The organism is Bacteroides propionicifaciens DSM 19291 = JCM 14649, from assembly GCF_000375405.1.
In the GTDB taxonomy this organism is placed as follows: Bacteria; Bacteroidota; Bacteroidia; order Bacteroidales; family Bacteroidaceae; genus Bacteroides_E; species Bacteroides_E propionicifaciens.
This window is the reverse complement of sequence record NZ_AQWS01000022.1, coordinates 1-23,364: the sequence shown is the minus strand read 5'-3', so window position 1 is coordinate 23,364 and position 23,364 is coordinate 1. Positions and strand designations below refer to the sequence as shown.

Here is a 23,364-nt window from a genome sequence, read left to right as displayed (position 1 = left end):
AAAAATAGCGATTTTTGTTATCAAATAGATGAATTTACTAACTCCAATTTAATACAAAGAATTTAGAATGACTAAAAGTGCATTACAAATAGCTAGAGCTGAATATCAGCCTAAGCTTCCGAAAGCTTTAAAGGGTTTTGTTAAAGTGGTTGAGGGTGAAAAGACTCAGTCTGTAGCTGATCAAAAAGAGATTGAAGGTTTATTCCCACACACTTATGGAATGCCTATTCTTAAGCTAGAAGAATCAAGTGAGATACCTCACTTCCCTGCAATTAATGTAGGTGTAATTCTTTCTGGAGGTCAAGCTCCAGGTGGTCACAATGTGATTAGTGGTATTTTCGATGGTGTTAAAAAGCTTAATCCTGATAGCAAAGTTTATGGTTTTATCTTAGGTCCTGGTGGACTTGTAGATCATAACTACAAAGAACTAACTGCAGATATTATTAATGAATACCGTAATACTGGTGGTTTTGATATCATTGGTTCGGGTAGAACTAAACTTGAGCACGAAGATCAATTCGACAAGGGTCTAGAAATCCTTAAAGAACTTGGTATTAAAGCTCTTGTAATGATTGGTGGTGACGACTCAAACACTAACGCTTGTGTTCTTGCTGAATATTATGCAGCAAAAGGTGCAGGTGTACAAGTTGTAGGTTGTCCTAAGACAATTGATGGTGACTTGAAAAACGAGATGATTGAAGCTTCTTTTGGTTTCGATACAGCTTGTAAAGTATATTCTGAAGTTATTGGTAATATTCAAAGAGATTGTAACTCAGCTCAAAAATACTGGCACTTCATCAAGCTAATGGGACGTTCTGCTTCTCATATTGCGCTTGAGTGTGCTCTACAAACTCAACCAAACGTTTGTATCATTTCAGAAGAAGTTGAGCAAAAAGGTCAATCTCTTGATGATATCGTTACATACATTGCTGGGATCGTTGCTAAACGTGCAGCAAAAGGTGACAACTACGGTACAGTACTTATCCCAGAAGGTCTTATTGAGTTCATTCCTGCAATGAAGAAACTTATTGCTGAGCTTAACGACTTCCTAGCTCACGATGACAAATTTGCTACTCTTGATGTTGAAGAAGAGAGAGCTTATGTAACTGCTAATCTTTCAAAAGAAAATGCAGCTATCTTTGCTAGCTTGCCAGCAGGTGTAGCTCGTCAACTTACTCTTGATCGTGACCCACACGGTAACGTTCAGGTATCACTTATCGAAACAGAAAAGCTTCTTTCTGAGATGGTAGCTGATAAACTAGAAGCTTGGAGAGCAGAGGGTAAATACAATGGTAAATTCTCTCGCCAACACCACTTCTTCGGTTACGAAGGTCGTTGTGCAGCTCCTTCAAACTTTGATGCTGACTACTGCTATGCTTTAGGATATACAGCTTCTGCTCTTATCGCTAATGGCAAAACAGGTTACATGTCTTCTGTACGTAACACTACAGCTCCTGCTGCAGAGTGGATTGCTGGAGGTGTGCCAATTACTATGTTGATGAACATGGAACGTCGTCACGGTATGATGAAACCAGTTATCCAAAAAGCGCTTGTTGAATTAGATGGTGCTCCATTTAAAACATTTGCAGCTAACCGTGAAGACTGGGCTCTTAACACTTGCTACGTATATCCAGGTCCTATCCAATACTTTGGTCCAACTCAAGTTTGCGATCAACCTACAAAAACATTGGTATTAGAACAAGGAAAATAAGTTCTAAACCATTTATATATTAAGCCGATAACTAAAACTATGTATTCATAGCTGTTTAGTTATCGGCTATTTATTGTTTACATGGTAAATAAGAAATCCCCCTCTACTGCAAAAGCAAAACCAGTACTCAAGAAAGTGAGTCAGCGTAAAACTACTGCTAAGGCAGTATCCCAAAAAACAAAACCTATCCCAAAGAGGTCTTCCAAAAAGACTTCAAGTAAATCTTTTGTGCTAACCAAAGCTGTTCGCAATCTTATAGCTTTGCTTATCACTGTTGTTGTGTGCATACTTTTTTATCTGTTTTATGTTCGTCCATATGCTTACCGATGGATGCCTTGTTATGGCCTAAAAAGTTATGATGTATGCATGCCTTATGGTTATACTGTTCATGGCATTGATGTTTCGCGATATCAGGGTAAGATTAATTGGGATACGCTCTATACGCATCAAGCAGCGAAAGCTCCTCTTAATTTTGTTTTTATGAAAGGAACGGAAGGTGGCGATTTCAAAGACGTTACCTTTGATGATAATCTTCGAAATTCTCGTAAGTATGGTTTTATATCTGGAGTATATCATTTCTTTTCACCAAGAACCAGTGCTAAAAAGCAAGCTAAATTCTTTATCAATACTGTCAGACTAAAATCGGGAGATCTTCCGCCTGTGCTTGATGTTGAAGTGATTGGTAAATCCTCAAAAGAAGCCTTTAAGGATAGTGTTGCTTTGTGGCTCAGTATCGTAGAGCGCCATTATAAGCAGAAACCAATTATCTACACTTCTTATAAGTTTAAGAATAAGTACCTCAATGATTCTATATTTAATACCTATCCCTTTTGGATTGCTCACTACTATGTTAGTGCTGTTAAATATACAGGGTCATGGCAGTTTTGGCAACATTCCGATGTGGGGTTAGTACCTGGCATCGATAAAGAGGTCGACTTAAATGTCTTTAATGGTTCTCTTGAAGAGCTTAAGGCAATGCGATTGCCTTAAGCTTTAGATTCATTTGATTTATAAAATTATCTTGTAACGGCTAGGCATGCCCAATTGTTGCGAGAGTTAGTACCAACAAACTTGAGTCCTAAACTTTCTGCTTTTTCTTGCAGAATGGCAATGTCTTCGGTATAGAATCCACTCATCAATAGTTTTCCTCCAACATTTAGTCTTTTTACATACGACTCCATATCGGCAAGCAAAATATTTCTATTGATATTAGCAATCACTAAATCATAATTAAGGTCTAGTTTACTCAATAGGTCAGCATCTCCATGGTGGATATCAATGTTGTCTATATTGTTGAGTAGGCAGTTGTCTTTCGAGTTCTCAACGCACCATGTGTCTATATCAATGGCAGTAATGGGATTAGCACCTCGCTTATGTGCCAGAATTGCTAGTATAGAGGTTCCACAACCCATATCGAGTACAGCTTTATCTTTTAGCTCCATGTTTAGCAGCTCGTTGATGATTAGGCTGGTTGTTTCGTGATGTCCTGTTCCAAAAGCCATTTGGGGGTTAATGATAATATCATACTTAACCTTTGGGATGCCTTGGTGGAAAGTGCTATGGATGGCACAGAGGTCGTCGATAATGATGGGTTGGAAAAAGTTCTTTTCCCACTCTTCGTTCCAATCTTTATCTTCAGCCTCAGTATAGCTATATTCTATTTTGTCGATCTCAATAGGGAAATTAGCTAAGGCTTCTTTGAGTGTCGTTTCATCAAAAAGATCAACAGGAATATAGGCTTTAAGTGGTTTTTCTTCGGGTAAGAAGCTATCAAAACCTACTTCACCTAGAATGGCCATCAATACATCGTCTATAATATCAGTCTTTGGGGCGTATTTGAATATGAATTCGTAGTATCTCATTGTATAATAATTGAATGTATGTCCTAGCACTACCAATTGTAGTGTTGGTTTGTTGATTATATACAAAGATAATTTTTATATCATAATTTCTTCTTGAGCGATTGAGATATATTTCAATAAAACGGACGCCGTATTTATTCGAAATATAGTTCCAAGTCGCTCCAAACTAAGAAATAACCTCCCTAAAGCCTGTGGCTTTTGTGAAAATAGGGAAATCCCTAAAACCCTTTGGGGATAATATTTATAATATACACTCAAACAAATATATATTTGCTATCGTTAAGATAACAAGATTAAACAAACGGAGGATATATGAAAAAGCTATTAATTTTTATAGGTATACTGGTAGGGGTTCCGTTTTGTATTCATGCCCAAAATGAGATGTATTTCTTTTCTTCTTCTAAAAATAAAGAAAATTCTGAGAAAAGTACATTAACTAAGAAGCAAAAAGAAACTCCTGAAAAGCCAAGAGTTCAAACTGCTGATGATCAAGTGAGACATTTTTATGTCCCATCTGCAGGCTCAACAAAAGTAGTTCACGAAAGTGAGCTATCTAGAGATGCATTAGATGAATATAATCGTCGTGGTCAGGTGCTGATTGCTGGAGATGATGAATATGGATATATACCACCTACTCAAGATGGGGAGTGGTTAAATCGTGGTTACGAAGGCTCTATGTCTGACTACCAAGATGCTGAACGTATAATAAGTACAAGAGATAGACGTTATGCTATCGATGTAAATAGTCCGTACTATTATGATATGGTTTACGGTGCTAACAGTTGGGATTGGAATGTTTATGTAGACAATAGATATGCCTATGTATTCCCAAGACAAACAAATGTTATGTGGTCTTCATGGAAATTTGGCCGTGGTAGTCGATTCGGAATGAGTTTTGGCTATAGTGGATACTACGATCCTTGGTACTCATCTTATTATCCTGGTTACGGATATGGTGGTGGTTATTATGGTGGTTGGGGCTACCCATCTTACGGCTGGGGTGGATACTCACATTGGGGTGGATGGTACGATCCTTATTACCCATCGTATGGATGGGGTGGTGGATACTACTATGGTTCATCTCGACGAAGAGGATACCGTGATAATCGCAGATATGATTCAAGCTCTTCAGGTAGAAGAGACTCTGGATATAGCTCAAGCAGTAGTTCTAGTTCTGGTTCAAGATACGATAGAGCTAACACTTCTAGTCGCCGAAGAGTCAGTTCAAGTAACTCGGCTACTCAACGTCCCGGTGTAACTACAAGTACAGCAAGGCCAGGTCAATCTAATAATTCATCTGGAACAAGTACAACAAGAAGACGTTTCAATGATTTAAGAACAACTAATAACAGCAGTAGTACATCTACACCATCGAGCAATACTCGTGAAAGAGTGAATAGTGGTTCTTCATTCCGATATACACGTCCAAGTAGTACACGAAATAACACTAGCCGTCCTGCTGGTAGCTCGAGTTCGACTTATCAAAGATCTACTAGTGGAATGAACAGCACTTCAACTAGAAGAGCTCCAAGTAGATCAACTGTTGAGTCAAACTCTTCTAGATCTAGAAGCACTAGCACTTTTAACACTAATAGTAACAGCTCTAGTAGAAGTAACTCTTCTTATAGCAGTGGTGGCGGTAGTAGCTCGAGAAGTAGCGGTGGATCTAGTTCATCTGGAGGTTCTTCACGTAGACGATAATTTAATTTAGATTAGTATGAAAAAATATATAGTTGCAGCAGGATTGGTATTGATGAGCTTTTTGAATCTAAAAGCTCAGTCAATCTACGATGCAGAGCTCTTTGCAAATAAAGAGTTATCTGGTACGGCTCGCTTTGTCGGTATGGGTGGAGCTATGGGTGCTCTTGGAGCCGACATCTCTACTATGGGTGTAAACCCTGCAGGTATCGGTCTATACAGAAGCAATGATTTTAATATCGGCTTTGGCTATACCAATACGGAGATAAAAAGTGATTATTTAGGAGATAAATTCACTCAAGATAAAAACCGTTTTAATATGCCAAACCTAGGTTTTGTAATATCTACCCAAATGGGATATTCAGGCTTAAAATATTTAAACTTCGGTTTTAATTATACCCGTGCAAAAGATTTCAATTCGAACTTGAAAGTTGGTGGACTAGTTAATAGAACAGCTGATGGGCATGTTATTTCTATATCTGATTTTATGGGAAAGCAGGCGGCTGATATGTTCAATGGAGGTAGTGGTCCCAATGTTGCCGATCTTATTAATGATAACGAACCTGTTTATAGATATACCGATATCGGCTGGATGGGTGCTTTAGGTTATGCAGGTGGTTTTATTCAAGCTGTTGATGGTGGAAGTGGTTTCCAATCCTACCTACCACAACCTAGTTCGGATTTTCGATCAAGTGCCCGTGGAGGTATTGACCAATACGATTTTAACGTGTCGGGTAATGTCTCTGATCGTTTCTTTTTTGGATTGACAATTGGAGCTTACGACTTAAACTATCGAAGAAATACATATTATCTTGAGGATTATGGTTATAACCAATATGGTTTGCTAGAAACTAATCGTGAAGTCGATGGTTCAGGAGTGGATTTTAAGTTTGGAGCTATCTTTAGGCCTATTGAATCGTCGCCATTCCGAATTGGGCTAGCTATCCATACCCCAATATTCTATAATCTGAAACAATATACAAACTCCTTCGTAGAGACTCAAATTTCTCTATCAGGACATGACGAGGCTACTTTAGCTGACAGACGTTCAGTAAATCCCAATGAGTTGAATTTGGATGGTTATGACTATCAGTTCAATTATGATTTACAAACGCCTTGGAAGTTCAATTTTAGTTTAGGACACAATATAGGAGATTTTCTAGCAATTGGTGCAGAATATGAACTGCAAGACTTTTCATCTATGAAGTTTAGATATGATGATGGAGGTGGTTCGATAGTCGACTATAAGAATAATGCTTCTGACTTAAAGACAGTACATACAGTACGTCTAGGTTTAGAGTATCGCATAGTACCAGAGTTTGCATTTAGAGCTGGTTACAATTATCAAACAGCTGCATTTAATAAAAATGCATACAATTATGTTCCCACTAATTCTACTCAAACTGACATCCAGTTTGCTAATAATAAAGACCGCAATACCTTTACTATGGGTTTAGGTTATGCAGGAAAGATGTTTTATGCCGATTTAGGCTTTAAATTCGATTGGTACAAGAGTGATTTTAGACCCTTTGACGATACAGAGTTGAACTTTACTAAACTCACCACCAATAGAAGTCAGATATTATTAACTCTAGGAATGAGATTATAATTAATTTGATGTTTTTACAAAATGTTGATTTGATTGAGAGTGTGCTTTTACTTTTGCACACTCTCTTTTTTTGCCTTAATTTTTGTAAGATTAGATATTGGCTTGACTATTGTGAGTAAGTCGCTTTATCCGTCCCGCTAGGTGGTTTGACTCGAGTGACTTACTCGTTTATTATATTAGGAGTAACAGCTGCTATGAGGTATATAAATAAAGGCATTGAACTACTGTTAGTCCAATGCCTTTACTTATTTTATTTTAGAATCAGCTGAATTTAATATTCAGTTTTATCTTCTTTTTTAGCCCAGATATTGAAGGCTTCAAGCGCTTCTTTACCTAAAAGCTCTTCGGATTTAAGCTTTCTATCCTCTTTTTTAAGCTCTAATTCTTCGTAGATAAACGAATCGTCGAAGCCAATCACTTTGGCATCTTCTTTGGTGTTGCCATAATAAAGTTTGTCTAAACGAGCCCAATAGATTGCGCCAAGGCACATGGGGCAGGGTTCGCATGAACTGTATATTTCGTAACCACTCAAATCAAAAGTGCCAAGTTTCTTTGCAGCATTACGTATAGCACTAACCTCAGCGTGAGCTGTAGGGTCGCACGAGTCGGTAACACGGTTAACTCCTGTAGCTAAAATCTCGCCATCTTTTGCAATAACTGCTCCAAATGGGCCACCATCTTGATTGAGGTTCTCAATCGATAGGGCAATTGCTTTACGCATTAACTCTTCTTTCGTCATAATATTTATAATTTACCTAAAATTTTATCCATAACCCAGTTTACGGTGGTTGAGCTGTATTCATCGCATTTGCAGACAGATTTACCAAGTAGATGGTCTACAACCGACTGTATTAGGGGCTGTTGTACATACTGTGGATTATTTATAACAAACTCTTCTCGCCCTTGTTCGTTATGAAGGGCTATGGGTTCAAATGAGAATACTGAAAAGCAGATCTGTCCTTTGTTGCCTATAATTTCAATACGGTCTTCTTTGGCCGATTCGTGGGCCACAAAGCACCAAGAACCACTACCGATTAGGCCCGAGTCAAATCTAAAGCAAGCACTGATCGAGTCTTCAGCTTCATAGAGACCACCAAGGTTGTTTTTAAAGCCTTTAGCATCGAGAATGCACCCAAACATATCCTCGAGTAGATCGATCTGGTGTGGTGCTAAATCGTAGAAATAGCCTCCTCCTGCAATATCTGCTTGTACACGCCAAGGTAGATTGTCTTGATTGTAGTCGAGGTCACGTGGAGGTTGTGCAAAACGAACTTGGACATTGATAACTTTACCAATAGCTCCTTGCTCAATTAACTCTTTTACCTTCATAAAATAGGGCAGATATCTTCTGTAGTAGGCTACAAAACAAGGTACACCTTCTTCCTCAGACACCCGATTGATTCGGCAACACTCTTCATAAGTTGCAGCCATTGGTTTTTCTATATAAACAGGTTTACCAGCTTTGAGAGCCATAACAGCATAAGTTGCATGTGAGGATGGGGGTGTAGCAATATAAACGGCATTTACATCTGGATCGTTAATAAGTTTCATGGCATCATCATACCATTTCGGAATATTATGCTTCTTGGCATAGTTTTCTGCCTTAGCCATATTCCTACTCATAACGGCCACTACCTCTGAGTTTTGCACGTTTTGGAAAGCTGGACCACTTTTATATTCGGTTACTTCTCCGCAACCAATAAATCCCCATTTAATAATCTTATCTGTCATTTTTTTCATCATCGAGTTCAGACAAATATAGCTATATATCTGTTATTTATCGAATTTTAGGGTGTTGATTAATGTGGATAAATGAGTCTGAAGAGTGTTAAACTTTATTTATCAGTTTTGCCCAATTGGATTAGCAGGGCTTTGTTTCTGTAGTATTTAGCATAGATTGTTTGATATGTTTCGCTCTTGGTAAATTGTTCAATCCAAGTATTTAAGCTATCCAAGAGTTGAGGTGTATCTTTATGGACTGCCCACGAATAGAGTTGGGTAAAACCAATGGCTAGTTCTATGTCTAGGTGAGGGATGCTATCTTTGGCTAGGGTAGCTATTCTTTCGTCGCATATTGCATAGTCAATATCACCGTGAGCTACCATAGCGATGAGTTGCTCTTCTCCATAGCGATTTACCTCACGAATATAGATTGTGTCGGCTATTTCGTTACTTAAGTTTTTAAGGCGTAGGATGGCTGGTGAATCCTTGACAACATAAATCTCTTTCTTGCCGAGCTTTACTTGATTATCAATAAAGATATCATCGGTTAGTGTTGTGCTATCTTTGCGTTGAACTAAGACCTGTCTATTTTTGAGAATAGGGTAGGTGAAGTTCACTTGCTCTTTAAGATCACTACTTACTGGCAGACTGCTTGCAATAAGATCTGTTTTACCATCTATAAGGTCGGTTAGTTGAGTAGAAAAGTTTACGATAGGAGTTATAATAGCCTCGATGGGTTTATCCTTAAAAATAGCCTGTATGACTTCGTATTGGAACCCTTGTATGCTATCATCTCTAAAGAAATAATCAATTGCATTGTAGGATGTTGAGATGTGAATAACACCACTCTCTTGAATTTCATCCCAATCTTTTATATCCGATGAGGTTAGTTTGCCCCAGAGGAAATAGATTAACACTCCTATAAATGATAGGAGTCCAATTCGGATTATTTTCTTTTTGCGATTGAGCATAATTGTTTAGTCATAAAAATTCCAAGAAATTCCCAACTTAAAGAGTCTCGGATTGATCGGATAATGTGGGCTAGTGAATGCATTATTATTACCCATACCTTGATTAACGTGATACATCATTGCAAAAATACGTGTCTGCTTGAGTTGTATATTTGCATAAACATTGATCACGGGGTAAGCTCCGATATTAACACTGCCCTCATCTGGCTGCACGTGGAATTGCTGAATACCTGGCATATAAGCAAGAGCTTTATATTTCGTGGTATATCGTACGTCAGCACCCAATTGGACCGATAACACTTTTTTGGCTATCTTGGTTTCGATATAGAGGTTGTGGTATAGCGTAATGCTAGGCAAGGGTATAATATCTCTTTTACTAGACTTCTGCCAAGTTACCTCATTGTCGAGGTGAAAGATTCCCAACTTAAAGTTCTGATTTAGTGTGGCTCCCAAAATCTGAATGTTGTCAGAATACTGTAGTGGCGTGCCTTCAGGCCCTAAGTAAGTATAGTTTTTTAAGTTCTCGGCTGCTACTCTAATCTTAGATTGCCATTTCGGAAAACTGATTTCACCACCAATCTTTTGTGTGAATTCATCCTTAAGTTTTGGCATACCATTTTTCCCTTCATCCCAGTAGTAGTGGTTGGCGTGGTAGTGCCTCATGTAAAAGTGTGGACGATTATTACCAATATTTGCAAAAGCTTTAATGATTAGAGTGTCTTTTCTGAATTTAAGATTTAAATCAGCATCAGCATCAATATTAAAATTACCAGTGTATTTTTCAGACAGCCCAAAGTCGGCCATTGCTCTATAATTAAGTATCTTTCCTTGTCGGCGGGCAAGTTCAGCTCCGACAAACAAAATTCCTTCTGTATATTTTGCTTGACGAGTAATGTCTTTGGTCGGTAAGGTGTATCTATTGGCCTTATAGGTAAAGAATGCTGTAAGTCCTGCTTTAGCATATTTATTAAAGCCTTCGGCTAGGGCTATTCCAAGGGTGTTGTGATAGCCAATGTATGTATTGATGTCATTGCTCGAATTGCCATCTAAATTGATATAGGTGTTCGGAAAATAGCCTTTAGGTTCATCACGAGAGATGAAACGATGCTTATTGCGTTCGACCTTGAAGGTGTGTATGAAGCTGGTTACAGGAACAAACTTTGTAACTACAGAATCTTTTGGTTGCGGAGCAGGCAAGTGCTCGTGTTCATGTTCATGATCAGTTTCATTATGCTCATCATCGTTGTGTTTAGCAAGCAAAGTTGTGTCAAGGGGTGCAGTTACAACCTTAGTTTCTTTGGTAAAACCTATATTATAGCGCTGGTTGTAGTATACATAAAAGTCACTATTACGGTTCCATGCACTGTTTAGGTTGGTCGGAATATTTTGACTTTCGTATTTCTGCTTACCATCGGCCATGTCTTCGGGCTTAGTAATGTATCTATCATCAGTAATCCCTCCATTTTCAGCCATTTTAAGCATGAAGTTGTTGTACATGAAATAGGCTTCATATCGGTCTCCTCGGTAGCTACCAAATATACCCCCATTGAAAAATGCAGTACTTTGATGATTATAATAACCTCTACCATAGAGGTAGTCAATATTAAAACCAAAGGCTAACTTTTCGTTTACATTGACAGAGAAATAGGCCTTAAGGCGATCTTCTCCGTTGATCTTATTTCCCGATTTATAATAAGTTAGGTTAGTGTAAGGTATATTGCTATTGGTAAACTTAAACTCTGAGGGTCTAAAATAAAAATGAGAAAAGGGCTTCATGAAAAAAGGAGTATCCTTATCGTAACTCTGATTGAAAAAAATATGGCTCACTCGGGGTGAACCCATATTGCCTAAGTGATTATAGGTATTGGTATAGCCTTCATCCAAATTACTGTTTTGGAAGTTTAGAAAAATCGTGTCAACAGGTACGCGGGTAGGGATACCCAATCTTTCTGAGATTTGCCACATGAAAAGCTTCGGTTCCATGCTTACTATTTCTCCTTCGGTAGAATCTTTTAGATTTTTTGGCTGAGTTGAAGGGTCAAGAGCATTACCATATCGATCGACAGGGTTACCAAATTCATCGTAACGAGGCTTCGTTGGATCAACCTGCGCAACGGAGGGGAGAACACTTCCCCAGATTAATATCGTAAGGAGGATTAAAATCTTTCTCATAATTAGTAGCAAATATACAATAAAAACATTTTCAGTAAAGATTTTGTCTAATCTTTATTCCCCCAAGAGGGGGAATATGAAAAAGGCAGATTATCTTTTGCGATAGTCTGCCTTAACCTTTTATACTTATTCTTAAATTTTGCTATTTAATAATCTGACCTCCTAAGGTAATGGCTTGTTCATTCACTGGAATTAGGTGGTGGTGTCTTTCTGGTAGGGTTTTGAAAAGTCCTTTTAGAACACCTTCAGTTGAAACCATTGGTTTTAACTTTAATAAGCCTCCTAGTACAATCATGTTAAAGGCCTTGCTGTTGTGCATTTCATTAGCAGCATCTATTGCTGCTATGCTATGTACTTTAATGTCAGTTCGGGTTGGTGGATTGATAATAGTTGACTCTTCATAAATAAGTAGTCCACCTGGTTTAACTTTAGATTCAAATTTTTCTAATGAGGGTTGATTTAGTACCACTACGATATCGAAAGTACTAACTATGGGAGATGATATGCGCTCATCGCTAACAATTACGGTAACATTGGCTGTTCCCCCACGTTGTTCAGGTCCATAAGAAGGCATCCAAGTTACCTCTTTGTCTTCCATCAGACCAGCATACGCCAAGATTTTCCCCATTGAGAGGACACCTTGTCCACCAAAACCTGCAATGATAATTTCTTCTTTCATCTTAATTACTTATTTAGCTCCTTACTCTTATCTTTCAAATCGCCTAATGGGTAATAAGGGAACATGTTCTCTACCATCCATTTATTAGCTTCGACTGGAGTCATTTTCCAGCCAGCCGAACAAGTCGAAACAATTTCAACTAGGTTTGATCCGGCTCCATTCATAGAGTTTTCGAAAGCTTTTTTAATGGCACGCTTGGCTTTTCTAATCGCACCTACGGTATGTACCGATTGGCGGGTTACATAGGCAGTACCCTCTAGTTGAGCTGCAATTTCGGTCATTTTGAGTGGATATCCGTGAAGTTCTACCTGACGTCCTGTAGGACAGGTCGCAGTAGCCATCCCCATAAGTGTGGTTGGCGCCATTTGGCCACCAGTCATACCGTATATCGCATTATTGATAAATATGATGGTGATGTTTTCACCCCTATTGAGTGCGTGGATAGTCTCAGCTGTACCAATACAAGCTAAGTCTCCATCGCCTTGGTAAGTAAATACCAAGCGGCTAGGCCAAAGTCTTTTGATTGCTGAGGCTAGTGCTGGAGCTCTTCCGTGTGCAGCCTCTTGCCAATCAATATCGATATAGTTGTAAATGAAAACAGCACAACCTACTGGAGAGATTCCTACAGCTTTATCGGTTAGTCCCATTTCGTCAATTACCTCTGCAACAAGTTTGTGAACCACACCATGACTGCACCCTGGACAATAATGCATATCATTGTCGTTGAGTAAATCGGGTTTTTTATAGACCAGATTTTCGGGTTTAATTATATCTATTATATCCATAGAAGGTGTATTTTTAATTCGTAAATCGTATTATAAACTCCAATACCTTGAAAAATACTGCTGCTGCACATATATATATGAATGTACGATAATCGGCCACAAAGTAGGTGATTATTGCTGCCGCAGCACCAATTAGGAATAGGATATTTAGAGCTTTTCTTATTTTATCTGTAGTCATATTTAGTTGGAATGATAAAAGAGTTTTTAAATAAAATGCTCTTTAAGTGCTTCTACAATTTCGTCAGGATCGGGCACAATACCTCCCAAACGACCAAAGTGTTCAACTTTCACTCTACCATTTACGGCTAATCTAACGTCCTCTACCATTTGACCAGCATTTAGCTCCACAGAAAGGAAACCTTTTACTTTGTTTGCATAGTCACTGATTATTTGAGTAGGGAAGGGCCATAATGTGATTGGGCGAATTAACCCCACTTTTATGCCCTCTTCACGCGCCATCTCAATGGCTTTTTGACTAATTCTGGCCATTGCTCCAAAAGCAACAATTATTAATTCAGCATCTTCGCAAAATAGCTCTTCGTAGCGTACTTCTGCCTGCTCAATTATTTTGTATTTTTCTTGGAATGAGATATTCTTTTGCTCCATAATATTGGGTTGGAGCTCTAGTGAGGTGATAATATTGGGTTTTCTATCTTTTGTCTTACCTGTTGAGGCCCAAGGGCATCTTGCGACAACCTCTTCGTCGGTAAGTCGCTCTTGTTGTGCTGGGAGTACTAGTTTTTCCATCATTTGACCAACAACACCATCAGCAAGCATCATAACCGGGTTTCTGTATTTGAAAGCCAATTCAAAGCCTAAGCCAACAAAGTCGGCCATTTCTTGAACTGAGGCTGGTGCTAGGGTTATTAGTCTGTAATCTCCGTGTCCACCACCTTTCACGGTTTGGAAGTAATCGGCTTGGCTAGGTTGGATTGTTCCTAAACCTGGGCCTCCACGCATTACGTTAACAATAAGACAAGGTAGTTCAGCTCCTGCAATATACGATATACCCTCTTGTTTGAGGCTGATACCAGGGCTTGATGAAGATGTCATTACTTTTTTGCCAGTTCCTGCACCTCCATAAACCATATTTATAGCAGCCACTTCACTTTCGGCCTGAAGTACAACCATTCCTGTTGTATTCCAAGGTTGAATTTCTGTTAGGGTCTCTAATACTTCAGATTGGGGAGTAATCGGGTAACCAAAGTAACCATCTACTCCATATCTTATGGCTGCATGGGCAATTGCCTCATTTCCTTTCATTAATACTACTTCTTCTTTTGCCATATTAAGTCTATTTAGATTCCGTTTTTACTCTATATACTGTGATGCATCCGTCAGGGCAGACAGTAGCACAAGTGCTACATCCGTTGCAGGTGTCTTTTAAAATTGGTTGGGCATAATTGTAACCTCTTAGATTTACCTCCTTAGCTAGTGAAATAACATCAAGAGGGCATGCAACAACACATAGATTACATCCTTTGCATCGCTCAGTATTTACTACAATAGCCCCTTTCATTTTTGCCATACTTTTGAGAATTAGTGATTGAACATATCTTTGTTATAGAAATTCATAATGTCTATAACCATAGCTCTAGCTTGTTTAGCCGGGCTCATTGGGTTGATATCTATAGCGTATTGATAATTGTTAAGTGCTTCTTTCCAGCTTCCTAATTTTCGATAGGCATTCCCCAAAAGATAATAAACTACGTCTTTTGAAATGTCGTCTGAGAATAAAAATTTATTCAGCTCGATAATAGTCCGATTGACATCACCCTCAGTAATCTGTTTTTGAATTTCTTCTATGAATTTCTTATTCATTTTATTCGACTTCGTATAATTCAAAGATAGGGGTATTTTAGTTACACTTGCAATTAATTTATGCATAAACTGCCTTAAAATCTTATATGTTGGTATGTATTTTAATAATATATGTCCCTTTGTTAATACTCTAATTTCTAAAATATACTAAGTTATTCGTATTAAGCTCAATTGTTTTTGTTTTATACCCAAAGTTAAAGGCATAAAAAAAGGATACTGAAACTCAGTATCCTTTTTGATTTATCCTTAATTTTATAAAGGAATCTTATCGATTCTTTTCTGGTGTCTTCCTCCTTCAAATTCAGTGTTGAGGAATATTTTCATAATCTCATCAGCTTGAACTTCGGTAATGAATCTACCTGGCATGACTAAGATATTTGCATCATTATGTAGGCGTGCAAATTCTGCTATTTCTTCTGTCCAACATAGGGCAGCTCTGATGCCTTGATGTTTGTTTAGTGTCATATTGATTCCATTGCCACTTCCACAAACCGCAAAACCCAACTCACATTCCCCAGCTTCAACTGCTCTTGCTAGTGGATGAGCAAAGTCAGCGTAGTCACAGCTTTCTAGAGAGTGTGTACCAAAATCTTTAACATCATATCCATTTTCCTTTAGCCATTCAGCAGCATAAGTCTTTAAGGGATACCCTGCGTGGTCAGAACATAGTCCTATCAATTTCATAATCTTATCTTAATTATAGCATTTCTTTAACTTGCTTGTATACATTCTCAGCAGTGAAGCCTAACTTCTCGTCGAGAATAGTATAAGGAGCAGAGAAACCAAATGAATTTAAACCAAATACTTTACCATGAGCTCCAACTAAACCTTGAAGAGTTACAGGTAAACCAGCAGTTAAGCCAAATACTTTTGCTTCAGATGGAATGATTGATTCTTGGTAAGATTTAGATTGTGAGCGGAATAGGCCTTCAGAAGGAGCCGAAACTACTCTCACTTTGATATTGTCCTTGCGTAATAATTCTGTTCCAGCTACAAGTGTTGCAACTTCAGAACCTGAAGCAACAAGAATAACATCAGGGTTTTCATCAGAGTCAGCTACAATGTAAGCTCCTTTAGCTGCTTGAGCATAGTCGTTACCTTGAGGAAGATTCTTAATGTTTTGACGAGAGAAAATTAGACCTGTAGGGGTAGAAGTATTCTCCATGGCTAGTCTCCAAGCGTGGGTAGATTCTTCAACATCAGCAGGGCGTAATACTAACATAGAGTTATTACCATTGTGGTTTTGAAGTTTCTCCATAAGTCGGATTTGTGCTTCTTGTTCCACTGGCTCATGTGTAGGTCCATCTTCACCGACACGGAAAGCGTCGTGAGTCCAGATAAACTTAACTGGTTGCTCCATTAATGCAGCCATACGAACAGCTGGTTTCATGTAATCAGAGAATACAAAGAATGTAGCACAAGCTGCAATTACACCACCGTGAAGTGACATACCAATACATAGGCAAGCCATAGTAAGTTCAGATACTCCAGCTTGTAAGAAAGCTCCAGAGAAGTCGTCTTTCTTGAATGCTTTAGTTTTGTTTAAGAATCCGTCTGTTTTGTCTGAGTTCGAAAGGTCGGCTGAAGAGACAATCATATTCTCTACCTTTTGAGCCAATACACCGAGTACGGTTGCTGAAGCTGCACGGGTTGCTCCATTTGCTTTTTGCTCTATACTTTCCCAGTCTATTTCTGGTAGATTACCTTCGAAGAAGCCTTGCATTTTAGCAGCTAATTCTGGGTTAGCAGTAGCCCATTTAGCTTTAGCCTCTAAACGTTTTGCTACGATTTGCTTAAGCTCCTCATCGCGTTTAGCATAAAGCTCAGCTACTTCAGGGAATATAGCGAATGGATTCTTAGGATCTCCATTTAAGTTTTCAATTGTTTTGATATAAGCCTCACCACCTAGAGGTGAACCGTGAGTTGAGCAGTTAGCCTCATTGCTAGTTCCGTCTGCTTTAAGTGCACCTTTACCCATTACGGTCTTACCGATAATAATTACTGGTTGACCCTTTACTGCTTGAGCCTGGGTAAGTGCTTTTCTGATTTCTTCTACATCGTTACCATTAATTGTAATGACTTTCCAACCCCAAGCTTGGTATTTCATTTCAACGTTTTCGCTGGTTACTTCATCTGTATCGGTAGATAATTGAACATCGTTAGAATCATAAAACATGATCAAGTTATCTAATCCCAAGTGGCCAGCAATACGACCAGCTCCTTGCGAAATCTCTTCTTGGATACCGCCGTCCGAGATGTAAATATAGATGTTGTGATTCATAACCTCACCAAAGCGAGCTTTTAGGAACTTAGCAGCGATTGCTGCACCAATACCATAGGCATGACCTTGACCTAGTGGGCCTGATGTGTTTTCAATACCTCTTTGAACATCTACTTCTGGATGGCCTGGTGTTGGGCTATCCCATTGACGGAATTGTTTGAGTTCATCTATAGTGAATTTACCTGTCAAAGCCAATGTTGAATATAACATAGGTGACATATGACCTGGATCTAAGAAGAAGCGATCTCTTCCTTCCCATTTAGGATTCTTAGGGTCGTAAGTAAGAAACTCCGAGAATAGCACATTGATAAAATCTGCACCTCCCATAGCACCACCTGGGTGACCTGAGTTAGCTTTTTCAACCATTGACGCAGCTAAAATTCTGATGTTATCGGCTGCACGGTTCATTAGTTTAACGGTATTCATAATTGATTTTTATTTGATTCTATATACAAAGATAGTTTATTTGTTTCAGATAACTAAGTCTGCTTCTATTTTCAGGAGCAGACTTAGTTATCAAAACTCTATAAAACATCTATTTGTTCATTTTAATATTTTACACTCGAAGTAAAGTTCTTTTAATCGAAGTGTTTACGATATTTTTCACTTTTTTATCGTCTGATCGTGATTAGCACAAAAAAAGAGGAACTTGTGGAAAGTTCCTCTTCTATATTAGTATGTAAATTAAGCCAATCTTCTTGCTCCATCGCCGATAACGACATCATAAACTTTTGGCTCTCTACCAAACTTTTCCTTATAAGCAGCAATAGTTTTTGAAATGAAATTCTCGTAAAGCTCGTCTTTGACTAGGTTGATAGTACAACCGCCAAAGCCACCGCCCATTACACGTGAACCACATACACCCGATTCTTTAGCACAATCGTTTAAGAAGTCGAGTTCGTCACAGCTTACTTCGTAAAGTTTGCTCATGCCGTGGTGCGTTTCATACATTTTTTGTCCCACAGTTTTGTAATCTGCAATCTCTAAAGCATCACAAACATCTAAAACGCGTTGGATTTCTTCAATTACGTACTCCGCACGCATAAAATCTTCTTCGGATATTTTAGTTTTCACATCCTCAAGCATCTCCATTGTAGCATCTCTTAAGAACTCTACATGTGGATGATTTTTTTGGATAGCAGCTACTGCTGTCTCACAGCTCTCTCTTCTCTTATTGTAAGCCGAAGAGGCTAACTCATGTTTTACAACAGAGTCAAGTAGCACTAATTTATATCCTTTAGGATCGAAAGGAAAGTATTCGTATTCAAGAGAACGACAATCAAGACGGATTAAGCTTCCCGCTTTACCGAAAATTGAAGCAAATTGGTCCATGATACCACAGTTGACCCCAACATAGTTGTGTTCAGTAGCTTGACCAACCTTAGCCAATTCAAATTTGTCGATTTTACCATCGGCAAATAATTCATTGATGGCAAAAGCATAGGTACTCTCTAGAGCAGCAGATGAAGACATTCCAGCACCCAAGGGTACATCGCCAGCAAAAGCAGTGTCGAAGCCTTTGACTTCAACTCCTCTCTTGTTCATCTCTCTACAAACTCCAAATATATAACGTGCCCAATTAGCCTTCGGTGCCTCAGCTTCAGTTAAACCAAATTCGGCATGTTCATCTAAATCAATAGCATAGGCTTTTACTCTATCAGTTCCGTTAGGTCTGATTTCAGCAATCATGCCTTTGTCTATTGCTCCAGGAAAAACAAAGCCTCCATTATAGTCGGTGTGTTCTCCAATCAGATTGATACGTCCAGGTGAAGCATAAACTAAACCAGGTTCTTTACCAAATTTATTTTCGAAATGCTTTCTTACGTCCTCTTTTTTCATTTTATCCGTGTGTTTTAAAGGTTAGTTTAAGATAGAATAATTTAGCTGTTATTCAACAGGAATATCTGTGTTAACGTTTTTAGAGCCTATTAGAGCGTAATATAATAAGTACGCTGCTCCAGCAAATGTTAACCAGAAGCTAGCCATAAAGCCAAATCCATCAGCTAATAGTCCTTGAATTAATGGCAAGATACCACCACCACAAACTAGAACCATAAATAGACCTGAAGCTAGTGATGTATATTTACCAAGACCTTCAACTGCAAGGTTGAAAATACCACCCCACATGATTGAAGTACAAAGACCGCAAAGCGTTAAGAACATAATGCCAATAGGTACATTTGTAACACCAAATGAGATATCACTAAAGAAAACAGGCATGCTGATATGTGTATCTGCCGAGCTAAACATAGCTAGAATAACAAATACGGCAGCTAGACTCGAAGTAAAGGTTAACATTGCTTTACTTGAAACTTTAGCTCCAACTGATGCGCCAATTAAACGGCCAATAAGCATAAGGAACCAATATGTTCCAACTACTGACCCAGCGATAGTTGTGTCAATTCCTAAACCACCTTCAGCTATACTTGTAGTCATATATAAGTTACTAAAGTTAGGAATACCTACTTCAATACCTACATATACAAAGATAGCGACAGCACCTAAAATAAAGTGTCTGAATGACAATGGGCTATGTTTATCTTTAAGAGCTTTATCCAATTTTTGAGTAGGAATTGGCTCAGGAATATTCACTAATAACAGAACTAAGAATGCTAGTGCAAATACACCCATAGCAATAAATAATGCGGGGTTTGCATCTTTAATTGTTGCTTGAGAAGCATTACCTATAAGGTAACCAATAAGTACAGGAACAATTGTAGCGTTCAAAGAGTTAAACGAACCACCAACTTGAATTAGTTGGTTCCCTTTCTTACCTGCACCACCAAGTGTATTTAACATAGGATTAACTACTGCATTAAGCATACACATAGAAAAACCTGAAATAAAGGCTCCTGACAAATATACAGCAAAGCTACCCGTAGTTCCAGATAAGAACTGGATACCTACACCACAGAAACCTACTGCTACTGCTAATAGAGCTGTTTTTTTATATCCAATTCTTTGTAGCAAAAGACCTGAGGGTATTCCCATAAATGCATAAGCAATAAAGTTGGAGAAATTACCCAACTGGGACATGAAGTTGGATGCGCCGAACTGGTTTTTTACAATAATCCCCATAGGGTTTTGTAAGCCAGTTACGAATGATACCATACCGAAAAGTGCTATCATCATAATGATAGGGACGATACGATTTTGGCTTTGTTTAGTCATAATTCTTGTAGTTGTTATTGTTGTTGTTAATTTATGAAATATTTATTATTTGAATTTGTAAACGGTGTGTTGCGTGTATTTTTCGCCTGGTTCAAGTTTAGCACTTGGAAAATAGGTTCTATTAGGAGTGTCTGGGAAGCACTGCGCTTCAAAACAGATGGCGCTTCTTGCTGGGAACGTTGCTCCATGAGCACCTTTGATACCAGCAAGCCAATTGCCTGTATACAGCTGTACGCCAAGTTCCGTTGTATATACTTCCATTAGTCTACCTGATTTGGGATCCTGACATGTAGCTGCTAATGTTAGTTCTCCAGGCTCAACTTTGTTGAGGATGTAGCAATGATCATAGCCTGCTCCGTTTTTGAGTTGAACAAAATCGTCGTTAATTCTTTCTGCTACACTGTGAGGAGTTAAGAAATCCATTGGTGTATCTTTTACACTAAGTAATTCTCCCGTCGGAATTGAAACCTGATCAATAGGTACGTAGTGATCCGCATTTATTGTAACAACATGGTCTTCGATACTTGGGGTAGGATTAGCTATACCTGCCAAATTGAAGAAACCGTGACTAGTAAGATTCACTATTGTTGTTTTATCAGTAGTAGCTTGGTAGTTTAAATGAAGTGCATTAGACTCGTTGTCTAGTGTATATGTTAGTTCTACTTCTAAATTGCCAGGATAGCCTTCTTCACCATCTTTTGAACTATAGGTGAGTACTAAAGTATTTTTGTTTTCTTGTTTAGCATTCCAAACGCGTGTATGAAATCCTGTTGGTCCGCCGTGAAGAGCATTTGGCCCATTATTAACTGTTAATGAGTAGGGCTTGCCTTCTAGTGTGAATTTTCCTTTAGCTATACGATTTGCATAACGTCCCACAACTGTATTTAGAAAAGGCTCAGGACATTTTAAAATATCTTTAATACTGCTATGTCCGAGAACAATATTTTCATAATTCTTGTTCTTATCAGGAACCATAATCGAAAGAATCATACATCCGTAGTTTGTTATTGCTACCTCCATACCTTGATCGTTGGTAAGGATGTACAAATCAACGGGTTTGCCTTCAACTGTTGTTTGAAAGTCTTCTCTGCTTAGCTTTGACTTGTTTTCAATGTTCATAGTTGCGTTTTTCATTATGGACCAATTAAGTATATTATTCATGCAAATAAAGAGAATTTAAACCTCTCAAACAAATATATCTATCTAAATAAAAATAAAAATACAAGGTCTATTTAACAAGAAATTTGACTTTTGTAGACTAACACAATCTAAATGTCTTTTAATGTGTTTCTTGATTTAAAAAAATACGTTTAGGTATCAATTATATCTTGATATTTTGTGCTATGTTTGTGTGTATTATTATCATAAATCATCAATTAAAAAGTAAAGGAAAATGTATCCGTTTAAATTCGACCCTCTTTTGAAGCAAACCCTATGGGGTGGTGATAAAATCATTCCATTTAAACACCTTAGTGAGCAACTAGAAAGAGTAGGAGAGAGTTGGGAGATTTCTGGCGTAAAAAACAGTGAATCTGTTGTCGCTGAAGGTCCTGATCGAGGACTCACTTTAACACAACTTGTTCGCAGACATCGTCAGGAGCTTGTGGGTGAGGACAACTATGAAGTGTTTGGTGAAAAGTTCCCTTTGTTGATAAAGTTTATTGACGCTAAACAAGACCTATCAATTCAGGTACATCCTGATGACGAATTAGCTAAGAAACGCCATGATTCTTTTGGTAAAACAGAAATGTGGTATGTTGTTGATGCTGATAGTAACGCTAAGCTTCGCTCAGGTTTCTCTAAAGAGATTACTCCCCAAGAGTATAAAGACCGCGTTTATAATAGCACAATTACTGATGTTCTCCAAGAATACAGTATTAAAGCAGGGGATGTATTCTTTTTGCCTGCTGGTCGAGTACATAGTATTGGTGCAGGTTCTTTTATTGCTGAGATTCAGCAAACCTCCGATATTACTTATCGTATCTATGACTTTAATCGAAAAGATGCCGATGGTAAAACCAGAGAGCTTCATACAGATTTAGCGAAAGATGCGATTGATTATGAGGTTCTTAGTGACTACCGTACAGCCTACGAAAAGTTGAAAGATGAGCCTGTTGAACTAGTGGCTTGCCCTTACTTTACGACTTCTGTGTATGACTTAACTGAGGAGGTAACTTGTGATTATGCTGATTTAGATTCTTTTGTAATCTTTATCTGTGTTGAAGGTGGATGCCAATTGGTTGATAACGAAGGTTACGAATTGTCTTTCGAGGCAGGTGAGACTATTTTATACCCTGCTACAACAGAAGAAATTACTGTAATCCCCAATGAAGGTGGTGTGAAGTTTCTTGAAACTTATGTATAATCAGTAATTAAGTTATTGTCTACATTAAATATGACTAATGGTGAACGCGAAAAAGTTTCGACTTTCTTCGCGTTTGTTATTTTAATATAGTTCCAGATCCCCCCTCTACTCGTCTTTATTGGCTGTCATTCCCCTACCTTAATTTTCATAAAAAAACTTATTGATTAAGGCTTACTCTTATCTACCCCTAAAACGAGTAAGTCCCTGCTTGCTTATGACCCACTAGCTTGGATTGAATGACTAGCTCATTTTGGTTTTATAACTTGGACTTGCTAACTTTACCCGCACAACTAGTTAAGGGATAAAAAACTATCTTTATCCAATGAAACAACGAAAAGTATACAACCGAGAGTTTAAAGAAAATGCAGTCAAGTTGAGTTATGAAAGAGATAACTTAAGTCAGTTTGCTCGTGAGTTAGGAATCTCAGTCAAGCAACTCTATAGTTGGCGAAGCCAATACAAGATTAAAGGATCAGAGAGCTTCCCTGGAAATGGTAATACGGCATTGAGTGAGGAT

22 protein-coding genes are annotated in these 23,364 nt (G+C 38.2%); 6 read left to right on the top strand and 16 right to left on the bottom strand.

The window, feature by feature from the left end:
- The first annotated feature begins 67 nt into the window (after nt 1–67).
- Together B091_RS0107920 and B091_RS0107915 are read left to right on the top strand one after the other, a co-directional pair.
- On the top strand, nt 68–1,711 hold the full coding sequence (locus B091_RS0107920) for a diphosphate--fructose-6-phosphate 1-phosphotransferase (protein WP_018109477.1): 1,644 nt from the start codon (nt 68–70) through the stop codon (nt 1,709–1,711).
- An 81-nt stretch (nt 1,712–1,792) separates the two neighbouring features.
- Entirely contained in the window at nt 1,793–2,701 is a 909-nt protein-coding gene (locus tag B091_RS0107915; RefSeq protein WP_018109476.1) for a glycoside hydrolase family 25 protein, read from the top strand.
- Nucleotides 2,702–2,727: 26 nt separating this feature from the next.
- Here B091_RS0107915 and prmA read toward each other — a convergent pair whose 3' ends face one another.
- Nucleotides 2,728–3,573, bottom strand: coding sequence for a 50S ribosomal protein L11 methyltransferase (gene prmA, locus B091_RS0107910; RefSeq protein ID WP_018109475.1), 846 nt, complete (start codon nt 3,571–3,573; stop codon nt 2,728–2,730).
- Nucleotides 3,574–3,885: 312 nt separating this feature from the next.
- Between prmA and B091_RS0107905 the strand changes: the two genes are divergently transcribed.
- Both B091_RS0107905 and B091_RS0107900 read left to right on the top strand, forming a co-directional pair.
- A complete protein-coding gene (locus tag B091_RS0107905) occupies nt 3,886–5,274 on the top strand; it encodes a hypothetical protein (protein WP_025069579.1) in 1,389 nt (462 codons plus the stop codon).
- A gap of 16 nt (nt 5,275–5,290) precedes the next feature.
- Entirely contained in the window at nt 5,291–6,880 is a 1,590-nt protein-coding gene (locus tag B091_RS0107900; RefSeq protein WP_018109473.1) for an OmpP1/FadL family transporter, read from the top strand.
- 271 nt (nt 6,881–7,151) lie between these two features.
- Here B091_RS0107900 and B091_RS0107895 read toward each other — a convergent pair whose 3' ends face one another.
- The 15 genes from B091_RS0107895 to B091_RS0107830 all read right to left on the bottom strand — a co-directional run bounded on the left by B091_RS0107895 (nt 7,152) and on the right by B091_RS0107830 (nt 21,616).
- The gene (locus tag B091_RS0107895) at nt 7,152–7,619 is read right to left on the bottom strand and encodes a nucleoside deaminase (protein WP_018109472.1); all 468 of its coding nucleotides are present in this window, start codon (nt 7,617–7,619) and stop codon (nt 7,152–7,154) included.
- A 5-nt stretch (nt 7,620–7,624) separates the two neighbouring features.
- Nucleotides 7,625–8,611 (bottom strand): Gfo/Idh/MocA family protein, encoded by a 987-nt coding sequence (locus B091_RS0107890; protein ID WP_025069578.1) that lies wholly within the window; start codon nt 8,609–8,611, stop codon nt 7,625–7,627.
- A 104-nt stretch (nt 8,612–8,715) separates the two neighbouring features.
- Nucleotides 8,716–9,573, bottom strand: coding sequence for a transporter substrate-binding domain-containing protein (locus B091_RS0107885; RefSeq protein WP_018109470.1), 858 nt, complete (start codon nt 9,571–9,573; stop codon nt 8,716–8,718).
- Between the two features lie 6 nt (nt 9,574–9,579).
- Entirely contained in the window at nt 9,580–11,745 is a 2,166-nt protein-coding gene (locus tag B091_RS0107880; RefSeq protein ID WP_018109469.1) for a putative porin, read from the bottom strand.
- 142 nt (nt 11,746–11,887) lie between these two features.
- Complete coding sequence (locus B091_RS0107875) at nt 11,888–12,424, bottom strand: 2-oxoacid:ferredoxin oxidoreductase subunit gamma family protein (RefSeq protein WP_018109468.1); 537 nt, start codon at nt 12,422–12,424, stop codon at nt 11,888–11,890.
- A gap of 5 nt (nt 12,425–12,429) precedes the next feature.
- On the bottom strand, nt 12,430–13,209 hold the full coding sequence (locus tag B091_RS0107870; protein WP_018109467.1) for a thiamine pyrophosphate-dependent enzyme: 780 nt from the start codon (nt 13,207–13,209) through the stop codon (nt 12,430–12,432).
- Nucleotides 13,210–13,222: 13 nt separating this feature from the next.
- On the bottom strand, nt 13,223–13,387 hold the full coding sequence (locus tag B091_RS12740) for a hypothetical protein (protein WP_018109466.1): 165 nt from the start codon (nt 13,385–13,387) through the stop codon (nt 13,223–13,225).
- A 26-nt stretch (nt 13,388–13,413) separates the two neighbouring features.
- The gene (locus B091_RS0107860; RefSeq protein ID WP_018109465.1) at nt 13,414–14,496 is read right to left on the bottom strand and encodes a 3-methyl-2-oxobutanoate dehydrogenase subunit VorB; all 1,083 of its coding nucleotides are present in this window, start codon (nt 14,494–14,496) and stop codon (nt 13,414–13,416) included.
- Between the two features lie 7 nt (nt 14,497–14,503).
- The gene (locus B091_RS11960) at nt 14,504–14,737 is read right to left on the bottom strand and encodes a 4Fe-4S dicluster domain-containing protein (RefSeq protein WP_025069577.1); all 234 of its coding nucleotides are present in this window, start codon (nt 14,735–14,737) and stop codon (nt 14,504–14,506) included.
- 11 nt (nt 14,738–14,748) lie between these two features.
- Nucleotides 14,749–15,030, bottom strand: coding sequence for a tetratricopeptide repeat protein (locus B091_RS0107855; RefSeq protein ID WP_018109464.1), 282 nt, complete (start codon nt 15,028–15,030; stop codon nt 14,749–14,751).
- A gap of 252 nt (nt 15,031–15,282) precedes the next feature.
- Entirely contained in the window at nt 15,283–15,714 is a 432-nt protein-coding gene (rpiB, locus tag B091_RS0107850) for a ribose 5-phosphate isomerase B (protein ID WP_018109463.1), read from the bottom strand.
- A gap of 13 nt (nt 15,715–15,727) precedes the next feature.
- The gene (locus tag B091_RS0107845) at nt 15,728–17,737 is read right to left on the bottom strand and encodes a transketolase family protein (protein WP_018109462.1); all 2,010 of its coding nucleotides are present in this window, start codon (nt 17,735–17,737) and stop codon (nt 15,728–15,730) included.
- Between the two features lie 258 nt (nt 17,738–17,995).
- Nucleotides 17,996–19,150, bottom strand: a complete 1,155-nt coding sequence (gene galK, locus B091_RS0107840) for a galactokinase (protein ID WP_018109461.1) — start codon at nt 19,148–19,150, stop codon at nt 17,996–17,998.
- 48 nt (nt 19,151–19,198) lie between these two features.
- A complete protein-coding gene (locus B091_RS0107835) occupies nt 19,199–20,482 on the bottom strand; it encodes an MFS transporter (protein ID WP_018109460.1) in 1,284 nt (427 codons plus the stop codon).
- A 45-nt stretch (nt 20,483–20,527) separates the two neighbouring features.
- Complete coding sequence (locus B091_RS0107830; protein ID WP_018109459.1) at nt 20,528–21,616, bottom strand: aldose epimerase family protein; 1,089 nt, start codon at nt 21,614–21,616, stop codon at nt 20,528–20,530.
- Between the two features lie 259 nt (nt 21,617–21,875).
- On the opposite strand from B091_RS0107830, the gene B091_RS0107825 reads away from it, so the two are divergent.
- Complete coding sequence (locus B091_RS0107825) at nt 21,876–22,847, top strand: type I phosphomannose isomerase catalytic subunit (RefSeq protein ID WP_018109458.1); 972 nt, start codon at nt 21,876–21,878, stop codon at nt 22,845–22,847.
- A 322-nt stretch (nt 22,848–23,169) separates the two neighbouring features.
- Nucleotides 23,170–23,364: transposase (locus B091_RS0107820; protein ID WP_018109457.1), on the top strand; the 195-nt coding region annotated here is incomplete at its 3' end.

Excerpts from the sequence above, each read along its gene's own strand:
- B091_RS0107920 (WP_018109477.1), top strand. The coding sequence starts at position 68 with ATGACTAAAAGTGCATTACAAATAGCTAGAGCTGAATATCAGCCTAAG.
- B091_RS0107915 (WP_018109476.1), top strand. The coding sequence starts at position 1,793 with ATGGTAAATAAGAAATCCCCCTCTACTGCAAAAGCAAAACCAGTACTC.
- prmA (WP_018109475.1), bottom strand. The coding sequence starts at position 3,573 with ATGAGATACTACGAATTCATATTCAAATACGCCCCAAAGACTGATATT.
- B091_RS0107905 (WP_025069579.1), top strand. The coding sequence starts at position 3,886 with ATGAAAAAGCTATTAATTTTTATAGGTATACTGGTAGGGGTTCCGTTT.
- B091_RS0107900 (WP_018109473.1), top strand. The coding sequence starts at position 5,291 with ATGAAAAAATATATAGTTGCAGCAGGATTGGTATTGATGAGCTTTTTG.
- B091_RS0107895 (WP_018109472.1), bottom strand. The coding sequence starts at position 7,619 with ATGACGAAAGAAGAGTTAATGCGTAAAGCAATTGCCCTATCGATTGAG.
- B091_RS0107890 (WP_025069578.1), bottom strand. The coding sequence starts at position 8,611 with ATGACAGATAAGATTATTAAATGGGGATTTATTGGTTGCGGAGAAGTA.
- B091_RS0107885 (WP_018109470.1), bottom strand. The coding sequence starts at position 9,573 with ATGCTCAATCGCAAAAAGAAAATAATCCGAATTGGACTCCTATCATTT.
- B091_RS0107880 (WP_018109469.1), bottom strand. The coding sequence starts at position 11,745 with ATGAGAAAGATTTTAATCCTCCTTACGATATTAATCTGGGGAAGTGTT.
- B091_RS0107875 (WP_018109468.1), bottom strand. The coding sequence starts at position 12,424 with ATGAAAGAAGAAATTATCATTGCAGGTTTTGGTGGACAAGGTGTCCTC.
- B091_RS0107870 (WP_018109467.1), bottom strand. The coding sequence starts at position 13,209 with ATGGATATAATAGATATAATTAAACCCGAAAATCTGGTCTATAAAAAA.
- B091_RS12740 (WP_018109466.1), bottom strand. The coding sequence starts at position 13,387 with ATGACTACAGATAAAATAAGAAAAGCTCTAAATATCCTATTCCTAATT.
- B091_RS0107860 (WP_018109465.1), bottom strand. The coding sequence starts at position 14,496 with ATGGCAAAAGAAGAAGTAGTATTAATGAAAGGAAATGAGGCAATTGCC.
- B091_RS11960 (WP_025069577.1), bottom strand. The coding sequence starts at position 14,737 with ATGGCAAAAATGAAAGGGGCTATTGTAGTAAATACTGAGCGATGCAAA.
- B091_RS0107855 (WP_018109464.1), bottom strand. The coding sequence starts at position 15,030 with ATGAATAAGAAATTCATAGAAGAAATTCAAAAACAGATTACTGAGGGT.
- rpiB (WP_018109463.1), bottom strand. The coding sequence starts at position 15,714 with ATGAAATTGATAGGACTATGTTCTGACCACGCAGGGTATCCCTTAAAG.
- B091_RS0107845 (WP_018109462.1), bottom strand. The coding sequence starts at position 17,737 with ATGAATACCGTTAAACTAATGAACCGTGCAGCCGATAACATCAGAATT.
- galK (WP_018109461.1), bottom strand. The coding sequence starts at position 19,150 with ATGAAAAAAGAGGACGTAAGAAAGCATTTCGAAAATAAATTTGGTAAA.
- B091_RS0107835 (WP_018109460.1), bottom strand. The coding sequence starts at position 20,482 with ATGACTAAACAAAGCCAAAATCGTATCGTCCCTATCATTATGATGATA.
- B091_RS0107830 (WP_018109459.1), bottom strand. The coding sequence starts at position 21,616 with ATGAAAAACGCAACTATGAACATTGAAAACAAGTCAAAGCTAAGCAGA.
- B091_RS0107825 (WP_018109458.1), top strand. The coding sequence starts at position 21,876 with ATGTATCCGTTTAAATTCGACCCTCTTTTGAAGCAAACCCTATGGGGT.